Origin of the sequence: Pseudomonas sp. WS 5146 (assembly GCF_012985495.1) — a bacterium.
Taxonomy (GTDB): Bacteria; Pseudomonadota; Gammaproteobacteria; order Pseudomonadales; family Pseudomonadaceae; genus Aquipseudomonas; species Aquipseudomonas edaphica.
Genome location: NZ_JAAQWL010000005.1, coordinates 131,040 through 152,176, shown reverse-complemented (window position 1 = coordinate 152,176; position 21,137 = coordinate 131,040). Strand labels below are relative to the sequence as shown.

Genomic DNA, 21,137 nt, shown 5'->3' with positions numbered 1-21,137 from the left:
AACCCATGACATGTCATGGGTTTTTTTACGGGCTTGCACATTTCAACGATCTTCGCGCACGTGCCATAAACGCAAAATATAGAGTGTTGATTCTTGAATTTCGTAGCGCATTTCGTAATGACCAACCAACAGTCGTCTTACGTCCCGCGGTTCAAATTCTTCAACGCGTTCACCGATGCGTGGGTTACTTAACAAGCTCAAAGGTGCTTGGGAAAGTGACTGCACCGTACGCGCCGCCGCCATGCGATTTACGACGGCCAGGAAGTCGAAAAGTCGAGCCAGATCCGATAAAGCCTTACTGGTCCACTTCAACTCCATCAGCGAGGTACCGGCAGCGGCGAATCAGTGCTTAAACTATCCGCCCAGGCTTGAACCGCTTGCTGATCAATCACCCGACCGGCATCGACATCGGCCATGGCCTCTCGTGTCAGCCGGCTGCGTGCTTCCTCCATATCGACCCAATCGGCGAGCGCTTGCTTAACGATCCAGCCCCGCGAACGATCCATCCGTGCCGCCATCTGATCGACTTTTTGCGCCAAGGCGGTGGGGACGTGAGCGGTCAGTACTTTAGTGTCGGCGCCCATAAATCCTCTCTTCGCAGCATTGCGAAACATATGATTAAATCTGAATCAGCTTCAATCATAGTGATTTAGATCGGTGCGGCAACTGCTAACCCATGCCGCTCATCGTTTAATTGAGCCACTCGCTGCTCGAAATCTTTAGCCAAAGACCTGATTTCCGGCTGCGCTGCATTTAACAGCGCCTTGTGCGCGGTGCGCAAAAACTTGAGGTTCCCTCCAGCCAGTGCCTGGCGCAGCCAACCCAGCGCCTCCTCGATCTGGCCCCTATCAGCCAACACCGCCGCATAGCTGAACTGCCCACGAAAATCCCCGCCTTCGGCTGAACGGCGATACCACGCTACGGCCGCATCCAGATCCTGAGGGCAATACTGGCCGTCTTCCAGATAACGCCCCAGCAGGTTCATCGACTTGGCATGGCCCTGCTCTGCGGCCAGCCGGTAAAACGCAAACGCTTGCGCCCGGTCTTGCGCAACACCGCGGCCGGTCGCCAGCAAGTTGGCGTAGTTGTACTGCCCCCAATCCAATCCAGCTTCTGCCGCCAGACGATAATTGCGCGCAGCCGCTGCTTCATCGACGGCGCAACCCCAACCATGCTCCAGGCAACGCCCGGTCATATTGCGCGCCATCCAATGCCCGCCATGGGCCGCGATCTGGAACCAGCGCAGTGCCAGCGCTTCATCGCGTGCAATGCCGCGCCCTTCCAGCAGGATTTGCCCGAGCAACGCTTGAGCGTCGACCACGCCTTCCTTCGCCGCCATCAAAATCGCCTGCGCAGCGCGCACCGGGGAGTCGTCGAGCATGCTTTGCAGTTGCTCGACATTGAGCACTTCTTCACGGCGCAATAAAAAGCCCATGCTTACACCTCAACCCAGCGGCGCAGCAGGTTGTGGTAGGTGCCGGTAAGCTGGATCAGCGCCGGGTGGTCGGGTACGTCCGTGGTCAGTTGCTGGATAGCGCCGTCCATTTCGAACAGCAACGTTCGCTGGCTGTCTTCGCGCACCAGGCTTTGGGTCCAAAAAAATGAGGCGTAGCGCGTGCCACGGGTCACGGCGTTGACTTTGTGCAGGCTGGAGCCGGGGTACAGCACCATATCGCCCGCCGGCAGTTTTACCCGTTGCAGGCCAAAAGTGTCCTGAATTTCCAGTTCGCCGCCGTCGTATTCCTCCGGGTCGCTGAAGAATAGCGTGGACGACAGATCCGTGCGCACCCGCTCGTGGCTGCCGCGCGCCTGGCGCACGGCATTGTCGATATGAAAATCGAAACTGTCACCGGCCGTGTAGCAGTTGAGCAACGGCGGGAAGACTTTGTGCGGTAGCGCCGCCGACATAAACAGCGGGTTGTTCCACAAACGCTCCAGCATTGCCGCGCCGATTTCCTTGGCCAGCGGATGGCCTTCGGGCAATTGCAGGTTGTGCTTGGCCTTGGCGGATTGGTGCCCGGCGGTGATTTTACCGTCGGCCCACTCAGTGTTTTCCAGGGCTTGGCGAATGCGCAGCACCTCCTCGCGAGAGAACAGGCCGGGAATATGCAGCAACATGGGGCAATACCTGAAAACAGAGAGGCGCTAATGGTATTGATTCTTATCTGCCCTGTAAAACGCGGCGGACGAATGAGTGGGTAAAAACCGTAAGGCAAAAGTGTAAAGAATGTAAATTCAGTGCGAATAGTAATGTATCGCAATTGATAGAAAGTCTTGTTGACCCTATATTCCGCGGCCTCACCTCCTTGGGGAAAGGACTTGTTATGTCGCGCACTACGCTAAAAACACCTGCCAGTTCACCGCGCATGCTGGCTTCGGCCATCGGCGTTGCACTCAGTGCCAGCTCTGCCGCCCAACTGGCGCAAGCGGCCGAAAGCACCGAACCAAAAGGCGAGCGCAACAGCATCTCCCTCGGCGCCACCAGCATCACCGGCCAGGAACAGGACAACACCTCCTACCAGGTCGAAAAAGCCTCGTCGCAAAAATACACCGCGCCGCTGGTGGACACCCCGCGCTCGGTCACCGTGGTGCCGCAGCAAGTGTTGAAAGACACTGCCGCCACGTCGCTGCAGGATGCCCTGCGCACCGTACCGGGCATCACCTTTGGCGCCGGCGAAGGCGGCAACCCCCAGGGCGACCGCCCGTTCATCCGTGGTTTTGACGCCCAGGGCGACACCTACCTGGATGGCGTGCGCGACACCGGCGGCCAGAGCCGCGAGATCTTCGACATCGAGTCGATCGAAGTCAGCAAAGGCCCCAATTCCTCGTTCGGAGGCCGTGGCTCGGCCGGCGGCAGCATCAACCTGGTGAGCAAGACGCCACAGGCGCGTGACTTCACCAACGGCGGTTTCACTTACGGCTCCGACCAGACCCGCCGCTACGTACTCGACGTGAACCGTCAGTTCCTCGACAACGCCGCGTTCCGTTTGAACCTGATGAGCCACGAGCAGAATGTGGCCGGCCGCGACACCATCAACTACGACCGCTGGGGGGTGGCACCGTCGCTGACTTTCGGCCTGGGCACACCGACCCGCGTCAACTTCAGCTACTACCACATGGAAAGCGACGACCTCCCGGACTCGGGCATTCCGTATGGCTACAGCTCGCCGACCGCCACTGCCCACGGGCATGACAAACCCACCGACGGCGGCGACGGCAACAACTTCTACGGTTTGAAAGACCGCGATTTCCGCAAGACCCGCGCCGACATCAGCACGTTCTCCATCGAGCACGACCTGAACGACAACATGACGCTGAAAAACACCCTGCGCCATGGCAGCACCGGCCAGGATTACGTACTCACTCAGCCGGATGACAGCCAGCGCAACGTCAGCCGTTTCGGCACCGTGTGGCGCCGCGCCAACACCCGCGTGTCAACCACCGACACCACCACCAACCAGACTGATCTGTTCGGCAACTTCCAACTGGCGGGCATGAAACACTCGTACTCCACCGGCCTGGAATTCACCGGTGAAGAAACCCGCGTCAGCAGCTACACCGTCAGCCCGAACAGCAACCCGACCTGCACCGTGGCCAAAGGCAGCCTGGGCGGCCAGTGCACCTCGCTGAGCAACCCGACACCGGATGACGCCTGGACCGGCAGCGTGGCACGCAACTACATGGGCACCAACACCAAGGCCACCAGCCGCGCAGCCTATGTGTTCGACACCATCGAGCTGGACCCGAAATGGCTGCTGAACGTCGGCGTGCGTTACGACACCTTTGATACACAAGCCAATACCAACGCCGCAGCCGGGCGCAGCAAGCTCAAGGACGACAGCCAGTTCTTCAACTGGCAGGCGGGTCTGGTCTGGAAGCCGCTGGAAAACGGCAGCATCTACACCTCCTACGCCACCTCGGCGCAGCCAGTCGGCGGGCTGGTGGGTGAAGGGCAAGAAACCAATGGTTTCGTCACCGGCATCAACACCAGCGACCTGAAACCCGAAGAGACCGTCAACTACGAGCTGGGCACCAAGTGGGACCTGTTCCACAACCGCCTGTCGTTGACGGCAGCAGCGTTCCGTACCGAGAAGAAAAACACGCGAATCCTGGTGGACTCCAACACCTTCGAAAACGGCGGCGAATCCCGTGTCGATGGCCTGGAACTGTCGGCCAGCGGCAAGCTCACCGATCAATGGCAGGTGTTTGCCGGCTACAGCTACCTGAAAAGCGAACTGGTCGACCCAGGCAAGATCGGCAACCGTCAAAACGTAGTGTCGGCCGGCTCCAACAAAGGCAACCAAATGCCCAACACGCCGAAGAACACCTTCAGCCTGTGGACCACTTACGACATCACGCCAAAACTGACCATCGGCGGCGGCGCGTTCTACGTCGATCAGGTGTACGGCGACCCGGCCAACACCGTGTACGTGCCGGCTTACACCCGCTACGACGCGATGGCCAGCTACAAGCTGACCAAGAACGTCGACCTGCAATTGAACGTGCAAAACCTGACCGACAAGACCTACTACGACAAAGCCTACGCGGCGCACTTTGCCAACCAGGCCGCCGGGCGTACGGCGCTGTTGACCACCAGTTTCCACTTCTAAACCCGGTCAACGTTCAGCCAAAAGCCCCACGCATCGGATGCGTGGGGCTTTTGCGTGTAAAACAGAATTTTTCTCGTTAACCCACGGCATAATGCGCGCCGTGACAACGACATCCAGATGAGCGAGGCGGTCCGACGTGTTGAAAAAAACCCTGTTCCAATTGCACTGGTTCTTCGGCATCACTGCCGGGCTGGTGCTGGCGTTGATGGGGATGACCGGGGCTGCGGTCTCGTTTCAGGATGAAATCCTGCGGGCGCTCAACCCCACAGTCTTGAAGGTCGAAAAACGCGAAGCCGGTGTGCTGCCGCCTGCCGAACTGGTGCGCAAGCTTGAGGCCACCGAAGGCAAGACCGTATCGATGCTGTGGGTGGAAAGCGACAGCGGCAACGCCGCGCGTGTGTTCTTCACCGCCCCGCCGGGCGAACGGCGTGGCCAGATGCGCTACTTCGACCCCTACACCGGCGACTACATGGGCGACGCCGTCGGCCAGGATGTGCTCGGCTTTATCTTGCAGCTGCACCGCTTCCTCGCCATCGGCGAAACCGGGCGTAACATCACCGGCGCCTGCAGCCTCATCCTGGTGTTCTTCTGCCTCTCGGGCCTGTACCTGCGCTGGCCGCGCCAAGTGGCAAGCTGGCGCGCCTGGCTGACGCTGGACTGGCGCAAGAAAGGCCGCAGCTTCAACTGGGACCTGCACTCGGTGTTCGGCACCTGGTGCCTGTTGTTCTATCTGTTCTCGGCGCTCACCGGCCTGTATTGGTCCTACGACTGGTACAGCCAGGGCCTGAACAAACTGCTGTCCGACGCGCCGCAAAACGAGCGCCTGCGCAAACGCGGCCCGCCGCCCGAAGGCCCGGCGCCGGTGGCCAACTACGACGCCATATGGAGCAGCATCTACGCCAACGCCGGCCCCGGTTTGATCGCCTACAACATTCGCATGCCGGCCGTCGCCGGGCAGCCAGCCATTGTGTATTACCTGCTCAACACATCGCCCCACGACCGCGCGCTGAACCAGATCAACCTGGACCCGTCCTCCGGCGAGGTCAAAACCCACGCCCCGTACGCCAGCAAGACGCTCAAGTCCCAATTGCTCACCAGCATTTATGCGTTGCACACCGGCAGCTACTTCGGTTGGACCGGGCGCATCCTCCTCACCCTCAGTTCGCTGATGATGCCGTTGTTCTTTATCACCGGCTGGCTGCTGTACCTGGACCGTCGCCGCAAAAAGCGCCAGGTGCGCGACGCCCGCAACGGCCTCGGCGCCAACCACAGCGATGCGCCGGCCTGGCTGATCGGCTTTGCCAGCCAGAGCGGTTTTGCCGAGCAGTTGGCCTGGCAAACCGCCGGGCAATTGCAGGCCGCCGGCTTGCCGGTGAAAGTGCAGCCGCTGGGCAGCGTCAGCCAGCACGACCTGAGCCAATCGCAGCATGCGCTGTTCGTGGTCAGCACCTTCGGCGACGGCGAAGCCCCAGACAGCGCCCGGGGGTTTGAGCGCAGCGTGCTCGGCCAGGATCTGTCGCTCAAAGGCTTGAACTACTCGGTGCTGGCCCTCGGTGATCGCCAGTATGAACACTTCTGCGGTTTTGCCCGGCGCCTGCACTTCTGGCTGACCCACCAGGGCGGCACGCCGTTATTCGCGCCGGTGGAAGTCGACAGCGGCGACAGCGAAGCGCTGCTGATGTGGCAACAACAACTGGGCCAACTCACCGGCCAAGCACCGGCAGCGGCCTGGCAAGCGCCTCAGTTTGAAAACTGGACCCTCACCCATCGCACCCTGCTTAACCGCGACAGCGTTGGCTCAGACATCTACCTGCTGGGCCTCACGCCGCCTGCGCCGCAAAGCTGGCTGGCCGGTGACCTGGTGGAAGTGCTGCCGCGCAATTGCCCGTGGGCCATCGAGCATTTCCTCGCAGGCCTGGGCCTGGTCGGCAGCGATGGTGTGTTGATCGACGGCCTGGCGCAAACCCTCAACCAGGCTTTGGCCACCCGCCAACTGCCGGACAACCGCGCGCATCTGGTGGGCCTGCACGCACAAGCGCTGGTCAACGCGCTGGTGCCCTTGGGCATGCGCGAATACTCCATCGCCTCGATCGCCAGCGACGGCGTGCTGGAGCTGATCGTGCGCCAGGAGCGCCACCCCGACGGCAGCCTGGGCCTGGGCTCGGGCTGGCTGACCGAATACGCCGCCATCGGCTCCGGCGTCAGCCTGCGTCTGCGCCGCAACAGTGGCTTCCACTTGCCCGAAGCGCCGGTGCCGCTGATCCTGCTGGGCAACGGCACCGGCCTGGCCGGCCTGCGCAGTTTGCTTAAAGCGCGCATCGCCGATGGCCAGCAGCGCAACTGGCTGTTGTTCGGCGAACGCAATATTGCCCACGACTACCTGTGCCAGGACGAGCTGCAAGGCTGGCTGGCCAGCGGTGACCTGGCCCTGCTGGACCTGGCGTTTTCCCGCGACCAGGCAGAGAAAATCTACGTACAGGACCGCCTGCGCGAATCGGCAGACGTATTGCGTAGATGGCTGGCCGAAGGCGCCGCGATTTATGTGTGCGGCAGCTTGCAGGGCATGGCCACGGGTGTGGATCAAGTGCTGCACGAGGTGCTGGGCAGCGAAGCGGTGGAGCGTTTGATTGAGCAGGGCCGCTATCGACGGGATGTGTACTAAGCCCTCATAAACACCGAGGAGCAACTGTGGGAGCTGGCTTGCCTGCGATGCAGGCACCTCGGTGTATCAGTGACACCAGGGTGATGCCATCGCAGGCAAGCCAGCTCCCACAGTTTTACGTGCATTGCAGGTCAGGCGGGCTGCAGCTTTTGCTCGAACACCGAGACCCCATCCAAGTCACGCAAGATCACGGTCAACTCCGCCGTCTGCCCGTCAATCTGCACTTCACCAAAAAACTGAAAACCGGCAAACGGCGAAGTGTTCTGCGCAGGCGGAGCCTTCTGGAACACCACCTCCGGTCCAAAGGTTTTGTCCAGTTGATTAGGCCCGAAGCTCCCCGCATTCAGCGGCCCGGCCACAAACTCCCAGAACGGCTCGAAATCCTGAAACGCCGCGCGGTCCGGGTGGTAATGATGCGCCGCGCAGTAATGCACATCCGCCGTCAGCCACACATGGTTGCGCACCTGCTGCGCGCGCAAAAACCCTAACAGTTCGGCAATCTCCAGCTCACGACCTTGGGCCGGGCCTGGGTCGCCGTTGGCGATGGCTTCCCAACGTGGCACGCCGGGGCTGACTTCACCGTCGGGCACGCCGAGGCCGATAGGCATGTCGGCGGCCACGACTTTCCACTGCGCCTGGGAGGCCTTGAGTTCGCGCTTGAGCCAGTCCAGTTGCTCACGGCCCATAAAGGGCTTTTCGCCGCCCAGATTGTCGTCGTTAGGCCCGCGATAACTGCGCATGTCCAGCACGAACACATCCAGCAACGGCCCGTAGCTGAGCTTGCGATAGATGCGCCCACCGCCATCGGCGCTCTGGCGGCGCATCGGTGAATACTCCAGCCAGGCCTGGCGTGCGCGGCCGACCAAGGTGTTGATGTCCTTGGTCTGGTAACGCTCATCGAGCACCTTGCTCGGCGACCAGTTGTTGATCACCTCGTGGTCGTCCCACTGCCAGATCTGCGGCACTTCGGCATTGAAGCGGCGCACGTTTTCATCCAGCAGGTTGTAGCGATAATTGCCGCGATATTCGTCGAGGGTTTCGGCGACTTTGCTCTTGGCTTCAGTGGTGATGTTGCGCCAGATGCGCCCGTCTTCAACGGTCAGCTGGGCCGGCACTGGGCCGTCGGCGTAGATGGTGTCACCGCTGTGGATAAAAAAGTCCGGCAGGCGCAGGCGCATGGCTTCGTAAATGCGCATGCCGCCTATGTCCGGGTTGATGCCGAAGCCCTGGCCGACAGTGTCGCCGCTCCACACAAAACGGATATCACGACGCTGCTGCGGCACGCTGCGCAAGTGGCCGAACCACGGCTCGCTGGCCACGCCGGTCTGGGCGTCTTCAAAGTGCACACGGTAGAAAATCGCCTGATCGACCGGCAGCCCGGTGAGTTCGACGCGGGCGGTAAAGTCGGTGCGGCTGTCGGCCAGGGGCGAGATAAATTTGCGCGGGTTGCTGAACACACTGCGGGTGTCCCACTCCACCACCATCTTCGCCGGGCGGTCGCTGCGGCTCCAGATCATCGCCCGATCGCCCAGCAAGTCGCCGGACTGCACGCCGTCGGTGAGTTGCGGGCGGTCCTTGACCGAGGCGATCACTGCCGGCGCCAGGCCCGGCAGCAACAAACCGGCGCCAACGGCTTGCATCACGCGGCGACGGCCGAGATCGAAGTGGCTCATGCAGGTGCCCTCTTGAGTATCAAAAGGGCAACTTAAACACGGGAGCATGAAGCGGATGTGACACCGACCGTAAGAACACTGGAGATCAAAGGTGGGAGCTGGCTTGCCTGCGATAGCGGTGAATCAGTCACTGAAAGGGTGACTGACAGAAAGCAATCGCAGGCAAGCCAGCTCCCACATTTTGAACAGTGTCAGGCCTTGGCTGAAGTGATCGACAGCTCCGCCGCCTCGGGACGCTTGATCAGCGCATACACCAGCCCAGTCACCAAGCTGCCCGCCACAATCGCCAGCAAATACAGGAGCGCATGGTTCATTGCATTCGGAATCACCAACACAAACAAACCACCATGGGGTGCGGCGAGTTTGCAGCCGAAATACATCGACAGCGCGCCGGTCAACGCGCCACCGGCGATGCTGGCCGGGATCACCCGCAGCGGGTCTTTGGCGGCAAATGGAATCGCGCCTTCAGAGATAAAGCACAGGCCCAGGATCATTGCGGCCTTGCCCGCCTCGCGCTCGGTCTGGGCGAACTTGCGCCGCGCCAGCAAGGTGGCGATGCCCATGCCGATTGGCGGCACCATCCCAGCGGCCATGGTCGCCGCCATCGGTGCACCACTGGACGCGGCCAGCAGGCCGACAGAAAACGCATACGCCGCCTTGTTGATCGGCCCGCCCAAATCCACACACATCATGCCGCCCAACAAAATGCCCAGCAGCACCGCATTGGTGGTGCCCATGGTGCTGAGAAAATCCGTCAGCCCCGTGAGCAACCGCGCCACCGGCGGGCCGACCAGATAGATCATCGCAAGGCCCGTGAACAGGCTTGCCAGCAGCGGGATGATCAGGATCGGCTTGAGCGCCTCCAGGCTTTGCGGCAATTGCACCGCGCGGGTGATCAGCTTGACGCAGTAACCGGCAAGGAAACCGGCGAGGATGCCGCCGATAAACCCGGCGCCCAAGGTGCCCGCCAGCAAGCCGCCGATCATGCCCGGCGCCAGGCCCGGACGGTCGGCAATCGAATAAGCGATGTAGCCCGCCAGCAACGGCACCATCAGCATAAAGGCCTGGTCGCCGACGGTTTTGAGGGCGGCAGCCAAGGTGCCTTTTTCTTCAAAAGCATGGATGCCGAACACAAACGACAAGGCGATCAACAGCCCGCCCGCCACCACCATCGGCAACATGAACGACACGCCGGTGAGCAGGTGCTTGTACACGCCGGTTTTTTCTTTTTTGCCGACCGCACCGCTGGCGGCGTTTTCTACCGCGCCTTCGGCCAGCGCCTTGTTGAGCGTGGCCTCGGACTGCTTGAGGGCGATGCCGGTACCGCAGCGGTAAATCTTTTTGCCGGCGAAACGCTCAGTGGCGACTTCGATATCCGCCGCCAGCAACACCACATCGGCATCGGCGATGGCCTGCGCGCTCAACGGCGTGCGTGCGCCCACCGACCCCTGGGTCTCGACCTGCAAGTCATAGCCCAGGCGCTTGGCCGTTTGCTGCAAGGCTTCGGCGGCCATGAAGGTGTGGGCCACGCCGGTCGGGCAGGCCGTGATCGCGACGATACGCGGGGCATTCTTCGCCGCCACCGGCGCTTGGCTGGCGACGTATTCCTGGGCCTCTTCGGCACCACGGCGCAGCACCGCGTCGACATCCGCCAGCGCCTGGGCCGGCGTGCTCTGGAATACACGCTTGCCGACAAACCGCTGCATATCCACCGGCGTGCTACTGACCAGCAACACCCATTCGGCAGCATCGATTGTGGCTTGAGACAACTGGCGCTCAGGGTGCTGCACATCTACGACTTCGGTGCTGGTGCTCCAGCCCTGGCGCTGCGCGGCGGCGTCCAACAAGCGGGCGCACAGCACACTGGTGACCATGCCGTTCGGGCAGGCGGTAACAATGGCTAACTTCATCACAAACCCTCTTATTGTTCTGTCAGCGTGCGCACATGGACGCCGCTTTCGAGGCGCGCCAACTGCGCGTCATCGCTGATGCCAAAACCGATCTGCGTGACCGCCATGGCGGCAATCGCCGTGGCCCGGCGCAAGGTGGTTTCCGGCAGATCAAACCTGAGCAGACCGTGCAGCATTCCGGCCAGCAACGAATCGCCCGCACCCACGGTGCTGGCGACGCTGACCTTGGGCGGCGTGGCATGCAGCGCGGTGCCTGGGCTGAACCAGTTCACGCCCTCGGCGCCGTGGGAGACCACCACATGCTCCACGCCTTGAGCATGCAAACGCTCGGCGGCCTGGGCCTGCTGTGCGATGGAGTCGGTGGTGCAATCGAGGGCTTCGGCGAGTTCTTCGGTGTTGGGTTTGATCAACCACGGGCCGGCCTTGATGCCCGCGCGCAAGGCTTCGCCGCTGGTGTCGAGGACGACTTTCAAACCAAGGTCTTTCAACGCGTGTATCAGTTCCTGAAACCACTGTGCGCTGACGCCACGCGGCAAACTGCCGGCGACCACCACCGCATCGAATTCAGGGCCGATGATCGCGACCATTTTGAGCAGTTGTTTTTGCGCCTGCTCACTCACCAGCGGCCCCGGCGCATTGATGTCGGTGACCCGACCATCCTGCTCGGCAATCTTGATGTTGCTACGTGTTTCGCCCGGCACGCGGATGAACGCGTCGCCAAACCCGCGGCTGGCGATCAATGCTTCGAAAGCCTCAGGGTTTGAGGCGCCGAGAAAACCGCCCACGCTCACCTCATGCCCGAGGTCCGCCAGCACCTGGGCGACATTCACGCCCTTGCCGGCAGCATGGGTCAACAGGGTTTCGCTGCGGTTGACTGCACCGGGTTCCAGGTGTGCCAGGCGTACCGTAAGGTCCAACGCCGGGTTCAGCGTCAGGGTCAGAATCTTCGCCATTTACACGGTCTCCACTAGGGCTCGCACTTGCGCGGGCGAACCCACCGCAAGCGCTTTTTGCGCCAGGCCCTGGGCCTCGCTCAGACTGAATTCACGCACCCGCGCCTTCACTTCGGGAATGCTGCGGGCTGACACACTCAACTCATCCACACCCAGCCCCACCAGCACCGGCACCGCCAGCGGGTCCGCCGCCAGTTCGCCACACACGCCGACCCATTTGCCATGGGCATGGGCGGCGCGCACGGTGATGTCGATCAGTTGCAACACGGCCGGGTGCAGGCCATCGGCCTGGGCCGACAGGGTTGGGTGGCCACGGTCGATGGCCAGGGTGTACTGGGTGAGGTCGTTGGTGCCGACGCTGAAAAAGTCGACTTCCTTGGCGAGTACCGGCGCGAGCAAAGCGGCAGACGGTACTTCGATCATGATGCCCAGTTGCAGGTCGGCCACCGGGATTTCCAGGCGCAGGCGCTCGGTCATATCGCGGGCGGCTCGCCATTCATCGACACTGCCGACCATGGGAAACATGATGCGCAGCGGGCGGTTGTCCGCCGAGCGCAACAGCGCACGCAATTGCGCTTCCATGATCTGCGGGCGCTGCAAGGTCAGGCGAATGCCGCGCACACCGAGGAAGGGGTTTTCTTCTTCGGCAATCGGCCAATACGGCAGCGGTTTGTCGCCGCCCACATCCAGGGTGCGCACCACCAGCGGGCGACCGCCAAGGCCGTCGAGCACGCGGCGGTATTCGGCTTCCTGGGTGGCTTCATCCGGTGCTTGCGGGTGGGCCATGAAAATCAGCTCGGTGCGCAGCAGCCCGATGCCTTCGGCGCCCTGCTCCACCGCCGCCGCAACGCCGGCGCTTTCACCGATATTGGCGAACACTTCCACGGCATGGCCATCGCGGGTCATGGCCGGTTCGTGACGTTGGGCCGAGGCCGCTTGCAGGTGCTGTTCGCGGGTGTCGCGCTCGACCGTGGCGCGTTGCAGCGTGGCCGCGTCGGGGTCAACATGCAGGCGGCCGCGCTGGCCGTCGAGCAATAGCTGTGTGCCAGCGGCCAGCAACAACACCGCCGCGCCGGCGCCTACCAAAGCAGGAATGCCCAAGGCACGCGCAACGATGGCACTGTGGGCCGTGGCGCCGCCACGGGCGGTGAGGATGCCGGCGACGCGGGTTGGGTCCAGGCGGGCAACGTCAGAGGGGCCGACTTCGTCCATCACCAGGATGTAAGGCTCGCTTGGCTCTTGGGCGGTTTCAAGGCCGCACAATTGCGCCAGCACCCGGCGGCCAATGTCGCGCAGGTCGGCGGCGCGCTCAGCGAGCAAGGCATCCTGCAGCGACTCTTGCTGTTTGGCCGCGGCTTCGATCACGCTCATCCACGCAGCTTCGGCGCTTTCGCCCTGCTTGAGGCGCGTGTCGACCTCGTCGGTCAGCTCCGGGTCGTCGAGCATTTCCTGGTGGGTGATGAAAATCTCGCGGATCGCCTTGGATGTGCTGCGCTCGATCAAGCCCTGGATATCAGCGCGCACGTCGGTGAGCGCTGCGTGCAGGCGCTGGCGCTCAATGGCTGCAGACTCGCCGCGCAGCGGGTAATCGAAGACCTGCTGGGTCTGGATATGCGCCGGGCCAATGGCAATGCCGGGCGCGGCGGCGATGGCCTGGACCTGGCTGCCGGACACAGGCGCGCTGATCGCCGGTTCAATATCAAGGATGGCAGGTTGGGCACTCACGGTCGGCAGCGGCTCGACTTCCTCACCGAGCCCTTGCTCCACCGCTGCCAGCAGCGCGGGCAATGCATCACCGGCAATCACAGGCTCGGCGACAAACTCCAGCACCTGGCCGCGACGGGCGCCGAGGCTCAGCAATTTGCTCAAGCTTTTTACCGACACCGCGCCCACCGGGCCGTCGACGATGCGCACGCGGATATCGCCGTCAAAACTTTTTGCCAACTGCGCGAGGATCTTCGCCGGCCGTGCATGCAAACCATGGGCATTGGCCAGGGTGATGCGCGCATTCGGCCAGTCCGGTGGCAACTCGCCGCCAAGCACTTCAAGCACCGCCCGGCTGCTGGTAGCGCGGCCCAATTCCTGGCCGCGCCCTTCAATCAACAACGCGCACAGGCGTTCGAGCAAGGTTTGATGCGCCTCACCCAGGCTGGCCAGGCAGAACAGGCCGTTCAGGGGCTGGCCGAGGTAACGCATCGGTTTGTCCGGCGTCACGAACGCAAGGCCTGGGCGCTTCACCGTCTGCTCGCTGTGCAGCCACCACAGGCCATCGCCCAACGGCAGCGCGTCGACTTGCTGCAACACGGCGGCGAAACCATTACTGACACAATCGGCCTGACGCAACAGGCGTGCGCCACGCCAGACCAGCTCTTCAAAATCGTCGGCCGATACGCCCAGGCTGATCATCTGCGCGTCCAGCGCCAGTTCCTGTGGTGCGCCTTGCAGCAGTTTCAGCAAGGCTTCGGCGGAGCCGGCACGGCGCAGCGCCTGGCCCAGGTCGGTTTCTCCGAGGGCGCGGGTGAGCAGTTGCAGCAGGCGCAGGTGTTCATCGGATTTAGCCGCGATGCCGATCGCCAGATAGACGATCTGGCCGTCGCCCCAATCCACCCCTTCGGGAAATTGCAGCAGGCGTACGCCCGTGGAAAACACTTGGTCACGGGTTTCCGGCGTACCGTGGGGGATGGCAATACCTTGGCCGAGAAAAGTCGAGCCTTGGGCTTCACGGGCTTGCAAGCCGCTCAGATAACCCTCGGCGACCAGGCCATCGGCCACCAGTTTGTCCGCGAGCAGGTGCAAGGCAGCAGATTTATCCACAGCCACCTGGCCCATGGAAATCTGCTCTACAGTGAGCTCAAGCATGCCGTTCTCCTAGTTAGTGCACTGTGGGCACTAGGTATTGTTTTGAATAAATCAGCGCAGGCGCGTTCATAAATAACTGACTGAGTGGTCAATTGGCAGTAGTCACTCAGTGGCGAACATCGTAAAAATACGCTTGCTGAAACGTTTAATCTAGAATTTATGGCAGATTATGCGCTAATTATGCAAGCTTGAAGGACCACTCGGCACTTGAGCTCAGACAATAGTCGTGTGCAGGAATCGGTTACGATTGGACAAAATGTCGGGGCAAGCTCTAAAAAACAAGGAAATCCCGGTTTGAAACTCAGTGATATCGCACGTCTGGCCGGTGTGTCCGTTACCACCGCCAGCTATGTCATCAACGGCAAGGCCGAACAGCAACGCATCAGCAGCGCCACCGTCGAGCGTGTGCGTGCTGTGGTCGAAGCCCATGGCTTTACGCCCAACCCTCAGGCCGCCGGGCTGCGCAGTCGGCACACGCGCACCTTGGGCTTTATCTTGCCCGACCTGGAAAACCCCAGCTACGCACGCATCGCCAAGCTGTTGGAACAAGGCGCGCGGGCGCGCGGCTACCAACTGCTGATCGCCAGCTCCGATGATGAAGCCGACAGCGAACGCCAACTCCTGCAACTGTTCCGCGCGCGGCGCTGCGATGCACTGTTCGTGGCCAGTTGTTTGCCGGCCAGCGATGACAGCTACCGTGAGCTGCAAGCCAAGGGCCTGCCGGTGATCGCCATCGACCGGGTGATGGAACCCGGGCAGTTCTGCTCGGTGGTCAGCGACGACCGCCAGGCCTGCCAGCAACTCACCAGCAGCCTGTTGCAGCCGCTGCCCAAGCAGATCGCGCTGATCGGCGCACACCCCGAACTGAGCATCAGCCAGGAACGCGCTGCCGGTTTCCGTGAAGCCTTGAGAGACTTCAAGGGCGACGTGCTGATCGAGCAGGGTGAAGCCTTCAGCCGTGACTGTGGCCGCCAACTGATGGAAGAACTCCTGCAACGCCTGGGGCATTTGCCTGACGCGCTGGTGACGACTTCCTACGTGCTGCTGCAAGGTGTGTTCGACGCGTTGCATGACTTCCCGCTCAAGTCCCGGCCGTTGCGCCTGGGCACGTTCGGCGACACCCAACTGCTCGACTTCCTGCCCCTGCCGGTCAACGCCATGGCCCAGCAACATCAACTGATCGCCGACACCGCCCTGCGCCTGGCCCTGGCGGCCATCGAAGAAGAACAGTATGAGCCCGGCGTGCATGCCATCGGCCGGACCTTCAAGCAGCGCATTCACGAGGCTTGAGCGTGGAGCTGATCGACACCCACACCCACCTGGACTTCCCGGATTTCGACACGGATCGCCGGGAAGTCCTCGCCCACAGCCGCCAACTCGGCGTGCAGCGCATGGTGGTGCTGGGTGTGTATCAGCAGAACTGGCAACGGCTGTGGGATCTGGTGCAGGACGATGACGGTTTATTTGCCGCCTTCGGCCTGCACCCGGTGTATCTGGAAGATCATCGCCCCGCCGACCTGATCGAGTTGGGTGATTGGCTGACCCGTCTACAGGGCCATCGGCAACTGTGCGCCGTCGGTGAGATCGGGCTGGATTACTTCCTCGAACAACTGGACCGCGAACGTCAGCAAAGCCTGTTTGAAGCGCAGCTGAAACTGGCTGTGGATTTCCAGCTCCCAGCCCTGCTGCACGTGCGCCGCAGCCACGCGGCAGTGATCGCCACCCTCAAACGCATCCGCCTGCCGCGCGGCGGCATCATTCATGCGTTTGCCGGCAGCGTTGAGGAGGCCCGCGAATACATCAAACTCGGCTTTAAACTGGGCCTGGGCGGCGCGGCCACTTGGCCCCAGGCGCTACGTATGCACAAGGTGCTGACCCAGCTGCCGCTTGAGGCGCTGGTGCTGGAAACCGATTCGCCGGACATGGCGCCGGCCATGTACCCCGGCCAGCGCAACAGCCCGCAACATCTGCCGGCTATCTGCGACGCCTTGGCCGAACGCATGGGCATCAGCCCTTCAGTGCTGGCCGAAACGAGCACACGCAACGCGTGCGAGCTGTTCAACTGGTAGCACGTTGACCACCTGCAAATCCAAGGTCAGTCGCTGCCGGTGGCGCACGTAACGCAGCGTCAGAAAGTGCATAAGTACCACTATCAATGAAACGTTGAGCTGCCCGACCATACTGATCAAGCCGAGCCACTCGGCCACCATCGCCACGATCAGCACCGCGCTGGTCAGTACCATCATGCTGGGGTGCACCATGGCCCAGTGATCCAGGGATTTGAACTGGCGCAGTTGCCTGGGGCAGTTCAATTCCAGGACCCGCTGACAATACGGGCAATCAAACGGCTCACGGATGGCAATGGCGTTCAATTGCCAGGGCTTGAGTTCGAAGGTGATGTCGCAATGGGCGCAGTGCCCTTTGATGCCGATAACCGCCGTCATCGCGTTGCCTCCCGAGTACCCGGATTGGGTGAAACAAATTCTCACCCAATCACATGATCAAAACAGGCACACCGAAAAATAAGGACAGGCACCACAAACCATCAAGCCTATTCCTACGCGCAGGTCTTACACACGAAACGCCCCGATCAAGTGCTTCAGTTCAATGACCTGCAACGACAGCTGCCGGCTGGCGGCCTCGGTCTGCTGCGCGCCCTGGGCCGCATGTTCGCCGGCTCGATTGATTTCGACGATGTTTTGGTCGATATCCTGCGCGACTGCGGTTTGCTGCTCGACGGCGGCGGCGATCTGCTGGTTCTGATCGACGATCATGCCCACGGCGCCAAGGATATTTTCCAGGGCCTGCTGGACCTTTTCCGACTGAGCCACGGTGCCATCGGCCATGGTATGGCTGGTGCCCATGGCCTTCACCGCTGCGCCTACACCGCTGTGCAAACGGCTGATCATCTGTTCGATTTCTTCGGTGGAATGCTGCGTGCGCCGGGCCAGGGTGCGCACCTCATCGGCCACCACCGCAAAACCGCGCCCCTGCTCACCGGCGCGCGCCGCCTCGATCGCCGCATTGAGCGCCAGCAGGTTGGTTTGCTCGGCGATGCTTTTGATCACTTCCAGCACGCTGCTGATGGACTGGCTGTCGGCGGCCAGTTGATTGATCACCCGCACCGATTCATCAATCTCCGACGCCAGGCGCGCAATGCTGCCCTGCTGGGATTGCACCAGGCCACGGCCGGTGACGGTTTCGTGGTTGACGCTATGGGCGCTGTTGACCGCCGCCGCCGCGCTGCGTGCCACTTCCTGAGCCGTGGAAGACATCTGGTTCATCGCCGTCGCCACCTGTTCAATCTGGCTGCGCTGGCCGGACACCGCTTGGTTACTTTGCGAGGAGACGGCCTGCACCTGGCCGGCTTGCAGCTCGACCTGGCTGACGGTGTGCCCCACACGTTCGATCAAGTCGTGGATCTTGGCCACGGTGCCGTTGAACACTTGGCCCAGGTCGCCCAGTTCATCGCGACTGTGGGCCACAAACGTGACGGTCATGTCGCCGGCCGCCACTTTGTCCATCATCGCGCCCAGGCGGCGCAAGGTAGTGCGCGTGGAGGCATAGAAGCCTGCATACAAATAGAAGATCAGCAAGAACACCGCCACCAGGGCACACACCAGCACCACCATGTGCGTGCGGTTTTGCGCCAGGCGCTGCTGCAGTTGCTGCTCAAGGAACCTCAGGGTGGTGTCATTGAGCTGGTAGGTCTGGGCCATCAGTCGGCTGACATCGTCGTAGAACCCCTGCCACGGCGCGTCGAGGGTTTGCGCCATGACGACCTGCTCTTCAAACAACTCGCTGCCTTGTTTGAGGCTGGCACTGCTGGCCTGGGCCAAGCTGTCGAGCGCCGTGTGCGCGGCGGTACTGGCGCCCAGGGCATCCTGCAGCTTCAAGGCGTATTCAGCCTGGAGTTTTTCCAACTGTTGCAACAGTTCGTCAAAGCGCGTGCTGGAGGATGAATTGAGAAAGCCCTGGCCGAGGGAGTACGCACCCATGGCCCGCCCTTCGCCGAGGGTTTGGGTGACTTGCGCGGTAACGCTGGTGAGCAGCTCACTGAGCTGGCGCAAATCACTCTGAGGGTCGCGGCTCAAGCCGGACTGGCTGGCAATGATCTGGCTCAACATCTGCGCCTTGTTGAGTAATTTGCCGATCAGCGCGCTTTTGCTCAGCAGCGAGGTTTCCTGCTGCTGGGCCTTGAAGGCGGCGATCAACTCGTCGCGCTTGCCGTCAAAGGCGCTGGCTTGCTCAGGGTCGACGGTCATGGCATTGAGACTTTGCAGACGGCTCAGCACGCCCTGCTCCAGGGCACTGATCTTGCCTTCGAGGTCGCCGGCCTTACCTGATTGCCCCAGCACCGCGTTGATCTGCACCTGATTGTTCAGGGTCTCCAGATCGCGCCGCAGGGCCAGGCTGCTGCCGAGCAAATCGAGGCTTTGCAGTTCAATGCGGGTGCCCTGGAATTGCGACCAGGAGTCACGCACCAGAAAATAGTTGGTCGCCAGCATCGGCAGCAGGAACAGCACGCTGATCAGGCTGAACTTCATGCCAAAACTCAGGCGGTTCATCAGGGCGACAGCGGGATAGAGCAAGCGCTTCACGGGTGAGCTCCCTTTCTTATTTTTATTGAGGCGCAGGGCGGCGGCAGATAGCCACTATTTGGCGCTCTGACTGTATAGCTCAATTTGAAAGGGAGTTTTGTAACGTAAGGTTAATGGCTTGGAAATTCACCACAGACCCAATGTGGGGATGCAGGCACCTTGGTGTATCAGGCATACCGAGTTGATGCCATCGCAGCATAGGTATCTACACAACTTTTGAAGGCAGCCACTTTCTCCTGTGGCGAGCAGGCTTGCCCTGCGTTGGGCTGCGAAGCAGCCCCAGTAAAGGCACTGCAATTTTCCTGAAAGAACTCAGCGTCTGGGTTTGGGGCCGCTTCGCAGCCCAACGCAGGGCAAGCCTGCTCGCCACAACAGCCTAACCGGTTGTGTAGATACCTATGGCCATCGCAGGCAAGCCAGCTCCCACACTTTGACCGCATGCAGCCATCCTGTTGCGAGGAGCTAAGGCAACACCGTCCAGATCGCGAACCCGGCATACCACAGCACCGCAGCCCGCAGCAGCAGTTCCCACAGACGATCCAGGCTGTTGATGCCATCGGCCCCCACCACCGGTGGTGGAATTTCAGCCGCCACCAAGCCAACTTTTTCCATCAGTTGCGCAGCGCTGATGTCCCAGCTCAACAGCTCATGCAGCATCACCCGGCTGACCGCGACAAAGTTACCCACCAGGGCAAAGCTGGCCGCCAACAGACGCACCGGCAGCCAATCAAATGCGTGACGCAATTGCCCGGCGCGTTCGGCGACCAGCGGGTTCTGGCTGTTCTCGCTGGCCAATGCCAACAGGCGATAAGCCAGGGCCGCGACCGGGCCAAGCAGGAAATACCAGAAAATCACCGCAAAAAAGCTTTGGTAGGCCTGCCACAGCAAATGGCCTTGAACCCGCTCCAGCAGTTGCTCGCCACTGTCGGCGGCCACCTTCAAGTCGCGCTCGGCAACGTGCTCGGCAGCTTGCAGGTCACCGCGCCGCCAGGCGTCGCGAAACGGCCCAAGCTCGCCCAGCAGATCGCCGCGCCCCAGGCTGTAGATCACCACCAGCAAATGCACCGGCAACGCCAACAGACCATAAGCCACGGGCTCCAACACCAACAGCAACAACCCCAGCAAGGCCACCGGCAACAACACCAGCAGTACCAGGATCAGCCAAGGCTGCTTGCCCATGCGCGGGCTCGTTTCCAGCTTGGCCAGTTCGCGCAGCCATCCGCCGTCACGTTGCAACCGCCGACGCAGGGCCGAGAACTTCTCGATCCACACCGCCAGCACCAACACCAGGAAACTCATCGTGCGTGTCCTCCATCCTGCAGGGCGCTGCGAAAGCGCGTCCAATCAAAAGCCGGGCCTGGATCGGTCTTGCGTCCCGGTGCGATATCACTGTGACCACAAATACGCTGCTGGGTAATGCCCGGATAGGCCGACAACAGTTGCCGGGCCAGGTCGATCAGCGACACATATTGCGCATCGGTGAACGGTAGCTCGTCCGTGCCTTCCAGTTCGATCCCGAGGGAAAAGTCATTGCACACTTCACGTCCCTCGAAACTGGACACCCCGGCATGCCAGGCACGCTCCAGGCACGACACAAATTGTGTCACCAAGCCGTCGCGTTCAATCAGAAAATGCGCAGACACCCGTAGGCTGGCAATGCTTTCAAAGTAGGGATGCTCCGTGACGTCCAGGCGATTCTGGAAAAACTCCTGCACTTTGCCAGTAGCAAACTGCCCCGGTGGCAGGCTGATGTTATGCACCACCAACAGTGAGATCTCGCCGGCGGGGCGCTCGTTGAAGTTGGGCGACGGGCAATGACGGATGCCCTGGCACCAACCGCTGGTGGGGTCCAACTGCATACGGGTTCCT

At 61.7% G+C, this 21,137-nt stretch carries 16 protein-coding genes and 1 pseudogene; 4 read left to right on the top strand and 13 right to left on the bottom strand.

Features of this window, described 5'->3' with window-relative positions:
• Window positions 1–42: 42 nt before the first annotated feature.
• From HBO41_RS15435 to HBO41_RS15420, 4 genes are all read right to left on the bottom strand, one after another.
• Complete coding sequence (locus tag HBO41_RS15435; protein ID WP_080593787.1) at window positions 43–318, bottom strand: type II toxin-antitoxin system RelE/ParE family toxin; 276 nt, start codon at window positions 316–318, stop codon at window positions 43–45.
• Window positions 318–584 (bottom strand): CopG family ribbon-helix-helix protein, encoded by a 267-nt coding sequence (locus tag HBO41_RS15430; RefSeq protein ID WP_017138296.1) that lies wholly within the window; start codon window positions 582–584, stop codon window positions 318–320. Before HBO41_RS15430 ends, HBO41_RS15435 begins: the two co-directional genes overlap by 1 nt.
• A gap of 65 nt (window positions 585–649) precedes the next feature.
• Entirely contained in the window at window positions 650–1,435 is a 786-nt protein-coding gene (locus tag HBO41_RS15425; protein WP_169986865.1) for a tetratricopeptide repeat protein, read from the bottom strand.
• A 2-nt stretch (window positions 1,436–1,437) separates the two neighbouring features.
• On the bottom strand, window positions 1,438–2,118 hold the full coding sequence (locus HBO41_RS15420) for a Fe2+-dependent dioxygenase (RefSeq protein ID WP_099548350.1): 681 nt from the start codon (window positions 2,116–2,118) through the stop codon (window positions 1,438–1,440).
• 206 nt (window positions 2,119–2,324) lie between these two features.
• Here HBO41_RS15420 and HBO41_RS15415 point away from each other — a divergent pair, with 206 nt between their 5' ends.
• Both HBO41_RS15415 and HBO41_RS15410 read left to right on the top strand, forming a co-directional pair.
• Window positions 2,325–4,610 (top strand): TonB-dependent siderophore receptor, encoded by a 2,286-nt coding sequence (locus tag HBO41_RS15415; RefSeq protein ID WP_169986863.1) that lies wholly within the window; start codon window positions 2,325–2,327, stop codon window positions 4,608–4,610.
• Between the two features lie 136 nt (window positions 4,611–4,746).
• Window positions 4,747–7,272, top strand: coding sequence for a sulfite reductase flavoprotein subunit alpha (locus HBO41_RS15410; RefSeq protein ID WP_169986861.1), 2,526 nt, complete (start codon window positions 4,747–4,749; stop codon window positions 7,270–7,272).
• Window positions 7,273–7,403: 131 nt separating this feature from the next.
• Here HBO41_RS15410 and HBO41_RS15405 read toward each other — a convergent pair whose 3' ends face one another.
• From HBO41_RS15405 to ptsP, 4 genes are all read right to left on the bottom strand, one after another.
• Window positions 7,404–8,945, bottom strand: coding sequence for an alkaline phosphatase (locus tag HBO41_RS15405; protein WP_099548346.1), 1,542 nt, complete (start codon window positions 8,943–8,945; stop codon window positions 7,404–7,406).
• A gap of 191 nt (window positions 8,946–9,136) precedes the next feature.
• Window positions 9,137–10,855, bottom strand: coding sequence for a PTS fructose-like transporter subunit IIB (locus tag HBO41_RS15400; protein WP_138451114.1), 1,719 nt, complete (start codon window positions 10,853–10,855; stop codon window positions 9,137–9,139).
• An 11-nt stretch (window positions 10,856–10,866) separates the two neighbouring features.
• Window positions 10,867–11,808, bottom strand: coding sequence for a 1-phosphofructokinase (gene pfkB / locus HBO41_RS15395; protein ID WP_169986859.1), 942 nt, complete (start codon window positions 11,806–11,808; stop codon window positions 10,867–10,869).
• Entirely contained in the window at window positions 11,809–14,667 is a 2,859-nt protein-coding gene (gene ptsP / locus HBO41_RS15390; protein WP_169986857.1) for a phosphoenolpyruvate--protein phosphotransferase, read from the bottom strand.
• A 294-nt stretch (window positions 14,668–14,961) separates the two neighbouring features.
• Between ptsP and cra the strand changes: the two genes are divergently transcribed.
• Window positions 14,962–15,957: a catabolite repressor/activator gene (gene cra / locus HBO41_RS15385; protein WP_017138305.1), complete on the top strand. Its 996-nt coding sequence runs from the start codon at window positions 14,962–14,964 to the stop codon at window positions 15,955–15,957.
• A gap of 2 nt (window positions 15,958–15,959) precedes the next feature.
• Complete coding sequence (locus HBO41_RS15380; RefSeq protein WP_169986854.1) at window positions 15,960–16,736, top strand: TatD family hydrolase; 777 nt, start codon at window positions 15,960–15,962, stop codon at window positions 16,734–16,736.
• Here the strand turns inward: HBO41_RS15380 and HBO41_RS15375 are convergent.
• The 5 genes and pseudogenes from HBO41_RS15375 to ampD all read right to left on the bottom strand — a co-directional run bounded on the left by HBO41_RS15375 (window position 16,683) and on the right by ampD (window position 21,127).
• Entirely contained in the window at window positions 16,683–17,111 is a 429-nt protein-coding gene (locus HBO41_RS15375; RefSeq protein ID WP_017138307.1) for a hypothetical protein, read from the bottom strand. The two genes, HBO41_RS15380 and HBO41_RS15375, sit on opposite strands and share 54 nt — an antisense overlap.
• Before the next feature lie 126 nt (window positions 17,112–17,237).
• The gene (locus tag HBO41_RS29870) at window positions 17,238–17,942 is read right to left on the bottom strand and encodes a methyl-accepting chemotaxis protein (protein ID WP_370589494.1); all 705 of its coding nucleotides are present in this window, start codon (window positions 17,940–17,942) and stop codon (window positions 17,238–17,240) included.
• 153 nt (window positions 17,943–18,095) lie between these two features.
• A pseudogene (locus HBO41_RS29865) lies at window positions 18,096–18,299 on the bottom strand (HAMP domain-containing protein); the annotation flags it as partial.
• 1,431 nt (window positions 18,300–19,730) lie between these two features.
• A complete protein-coding gene (gene ampE, locus HBO41_RS15365) occupies window positions 19,731–20,567 on the bottom strand; it encodes a regulatory signaling modulator protein AmpE (protein ID WP_065911640.1) in 837 nt (278 codons plus the stop codon).
• On the bottom strand, window positions 20,564–21,127 hold the full coding sequence (ampD, locus tag HBO41_RS15360; RefSeq protein WP_099550501.1) for a 1,6-anhydro-N-acetylmuramyl-L-alanine amidase AmpD: 564 nt from the start codon (window positions 21,125–21,127) through the stop codon (window positions 20,564–20,566). The genes ampE and ampD overlap by 4 nt, the downstream gene beginning before the upstream one ends.
• Window positions 21,128–21,137: the final 10 nt, after the last annotated feature.

Excerpts from the sequence above, each read along its gene's own strand:
- HBO41_RS15435 (WP_080593787.1), bottom strand. The coding sequence starts at position 318 with ATGGAGTTGAAGTGGACCAGTAAGGCTTTATCGGATCTGGCTCGACTT.
- HBO41_RS15430 (WP_017138296.1), bottom strand. The coding sequence starts at position 584 with ATGGGCGCCGACACTAAAGTACTGACCGCTCACGTCCCCACCGCCTTG.
- HBO41_RS15425 (WP_169986865.1), bottom strand. The coding sequence starts at position 1,435 with ATGGGCTTTTTATTGCGCCGTGAAGAAGTGCTCAATGTCGAGCAACTG.
- HBO41_RS15420 (WP_099548350.1), bottom strand. The coding sequence starts at position 2,118 with ATGTTGCTGCATATTCCCGGCCTGTTCTCTCGCGAGGAGGTGCTGCGC.
- HBO41_RS15415 (WP_169986863.1), top strand. The coding sequence starts at position 2,325 with ATGTCGCGCACTACGCTAAAAACACCTGCCAGTTCACCGCGCATGCTG.
- HBO41_RS15405 (WP_099548346.1), bottom strand. The coding sequence starts at position 8,945 with ATGAGCCACTTCGATCTCGGCCGTCGCCGCGTGATGCAAGCCGTTGGC.
- HBO41_RS15400 (WP_138451114.1), bottom strand. The coding sequence starts at position 10,855 with ATGAAGTTAGCCATTGTTACCGCCTGCCCGAACGGCATGGTCACCAGT.
- pfkB (WP_169986859.1), bottom strand. The coding sequence starts at position 11,808 with ATGGCGAAGATTCTGACCCTGACGCTGAACCCGGCGTTGGACCTTACG.
- ptsP (WP_169986857.1), bottom strand. The coding sequence starts at position 14,667 with ATGCTTGAGCTCACTGTAGAGCAGATTTCCATGGGCCAGGTGGCTGTG.
- HBO41_RS15375 (WP_017138307.1), bottom strand. The coding sequence starts at position 17,111 with ATGACGGCGGTTATCGGCATCAAAGGGCACTGCGCCCATTGCGACATC.
- HBO41_RS29870 (WP_370589494.1), bottom strand. The coding sequence starts at position 17,942 with ATGTCTTCCACGGCTCAGGAAGTGGCACGCAGCGCGGCGGCGGCGGTC.
- ampE (WP_065911640.1), bottom strand. The coding sequence starts at position 20,567 with ATGAGTTTCCTGGTGTTGGTGCTGGCGGTGTGGATCGAGAAGTTCTCG.
- ampD (WP_099550501.1), bottom strand. The coding sequence starts at position 21,127 with ATGCAGTTGGACCCCACCAGCGGTTGGTGCCAGGGCATCCGTCATTGC.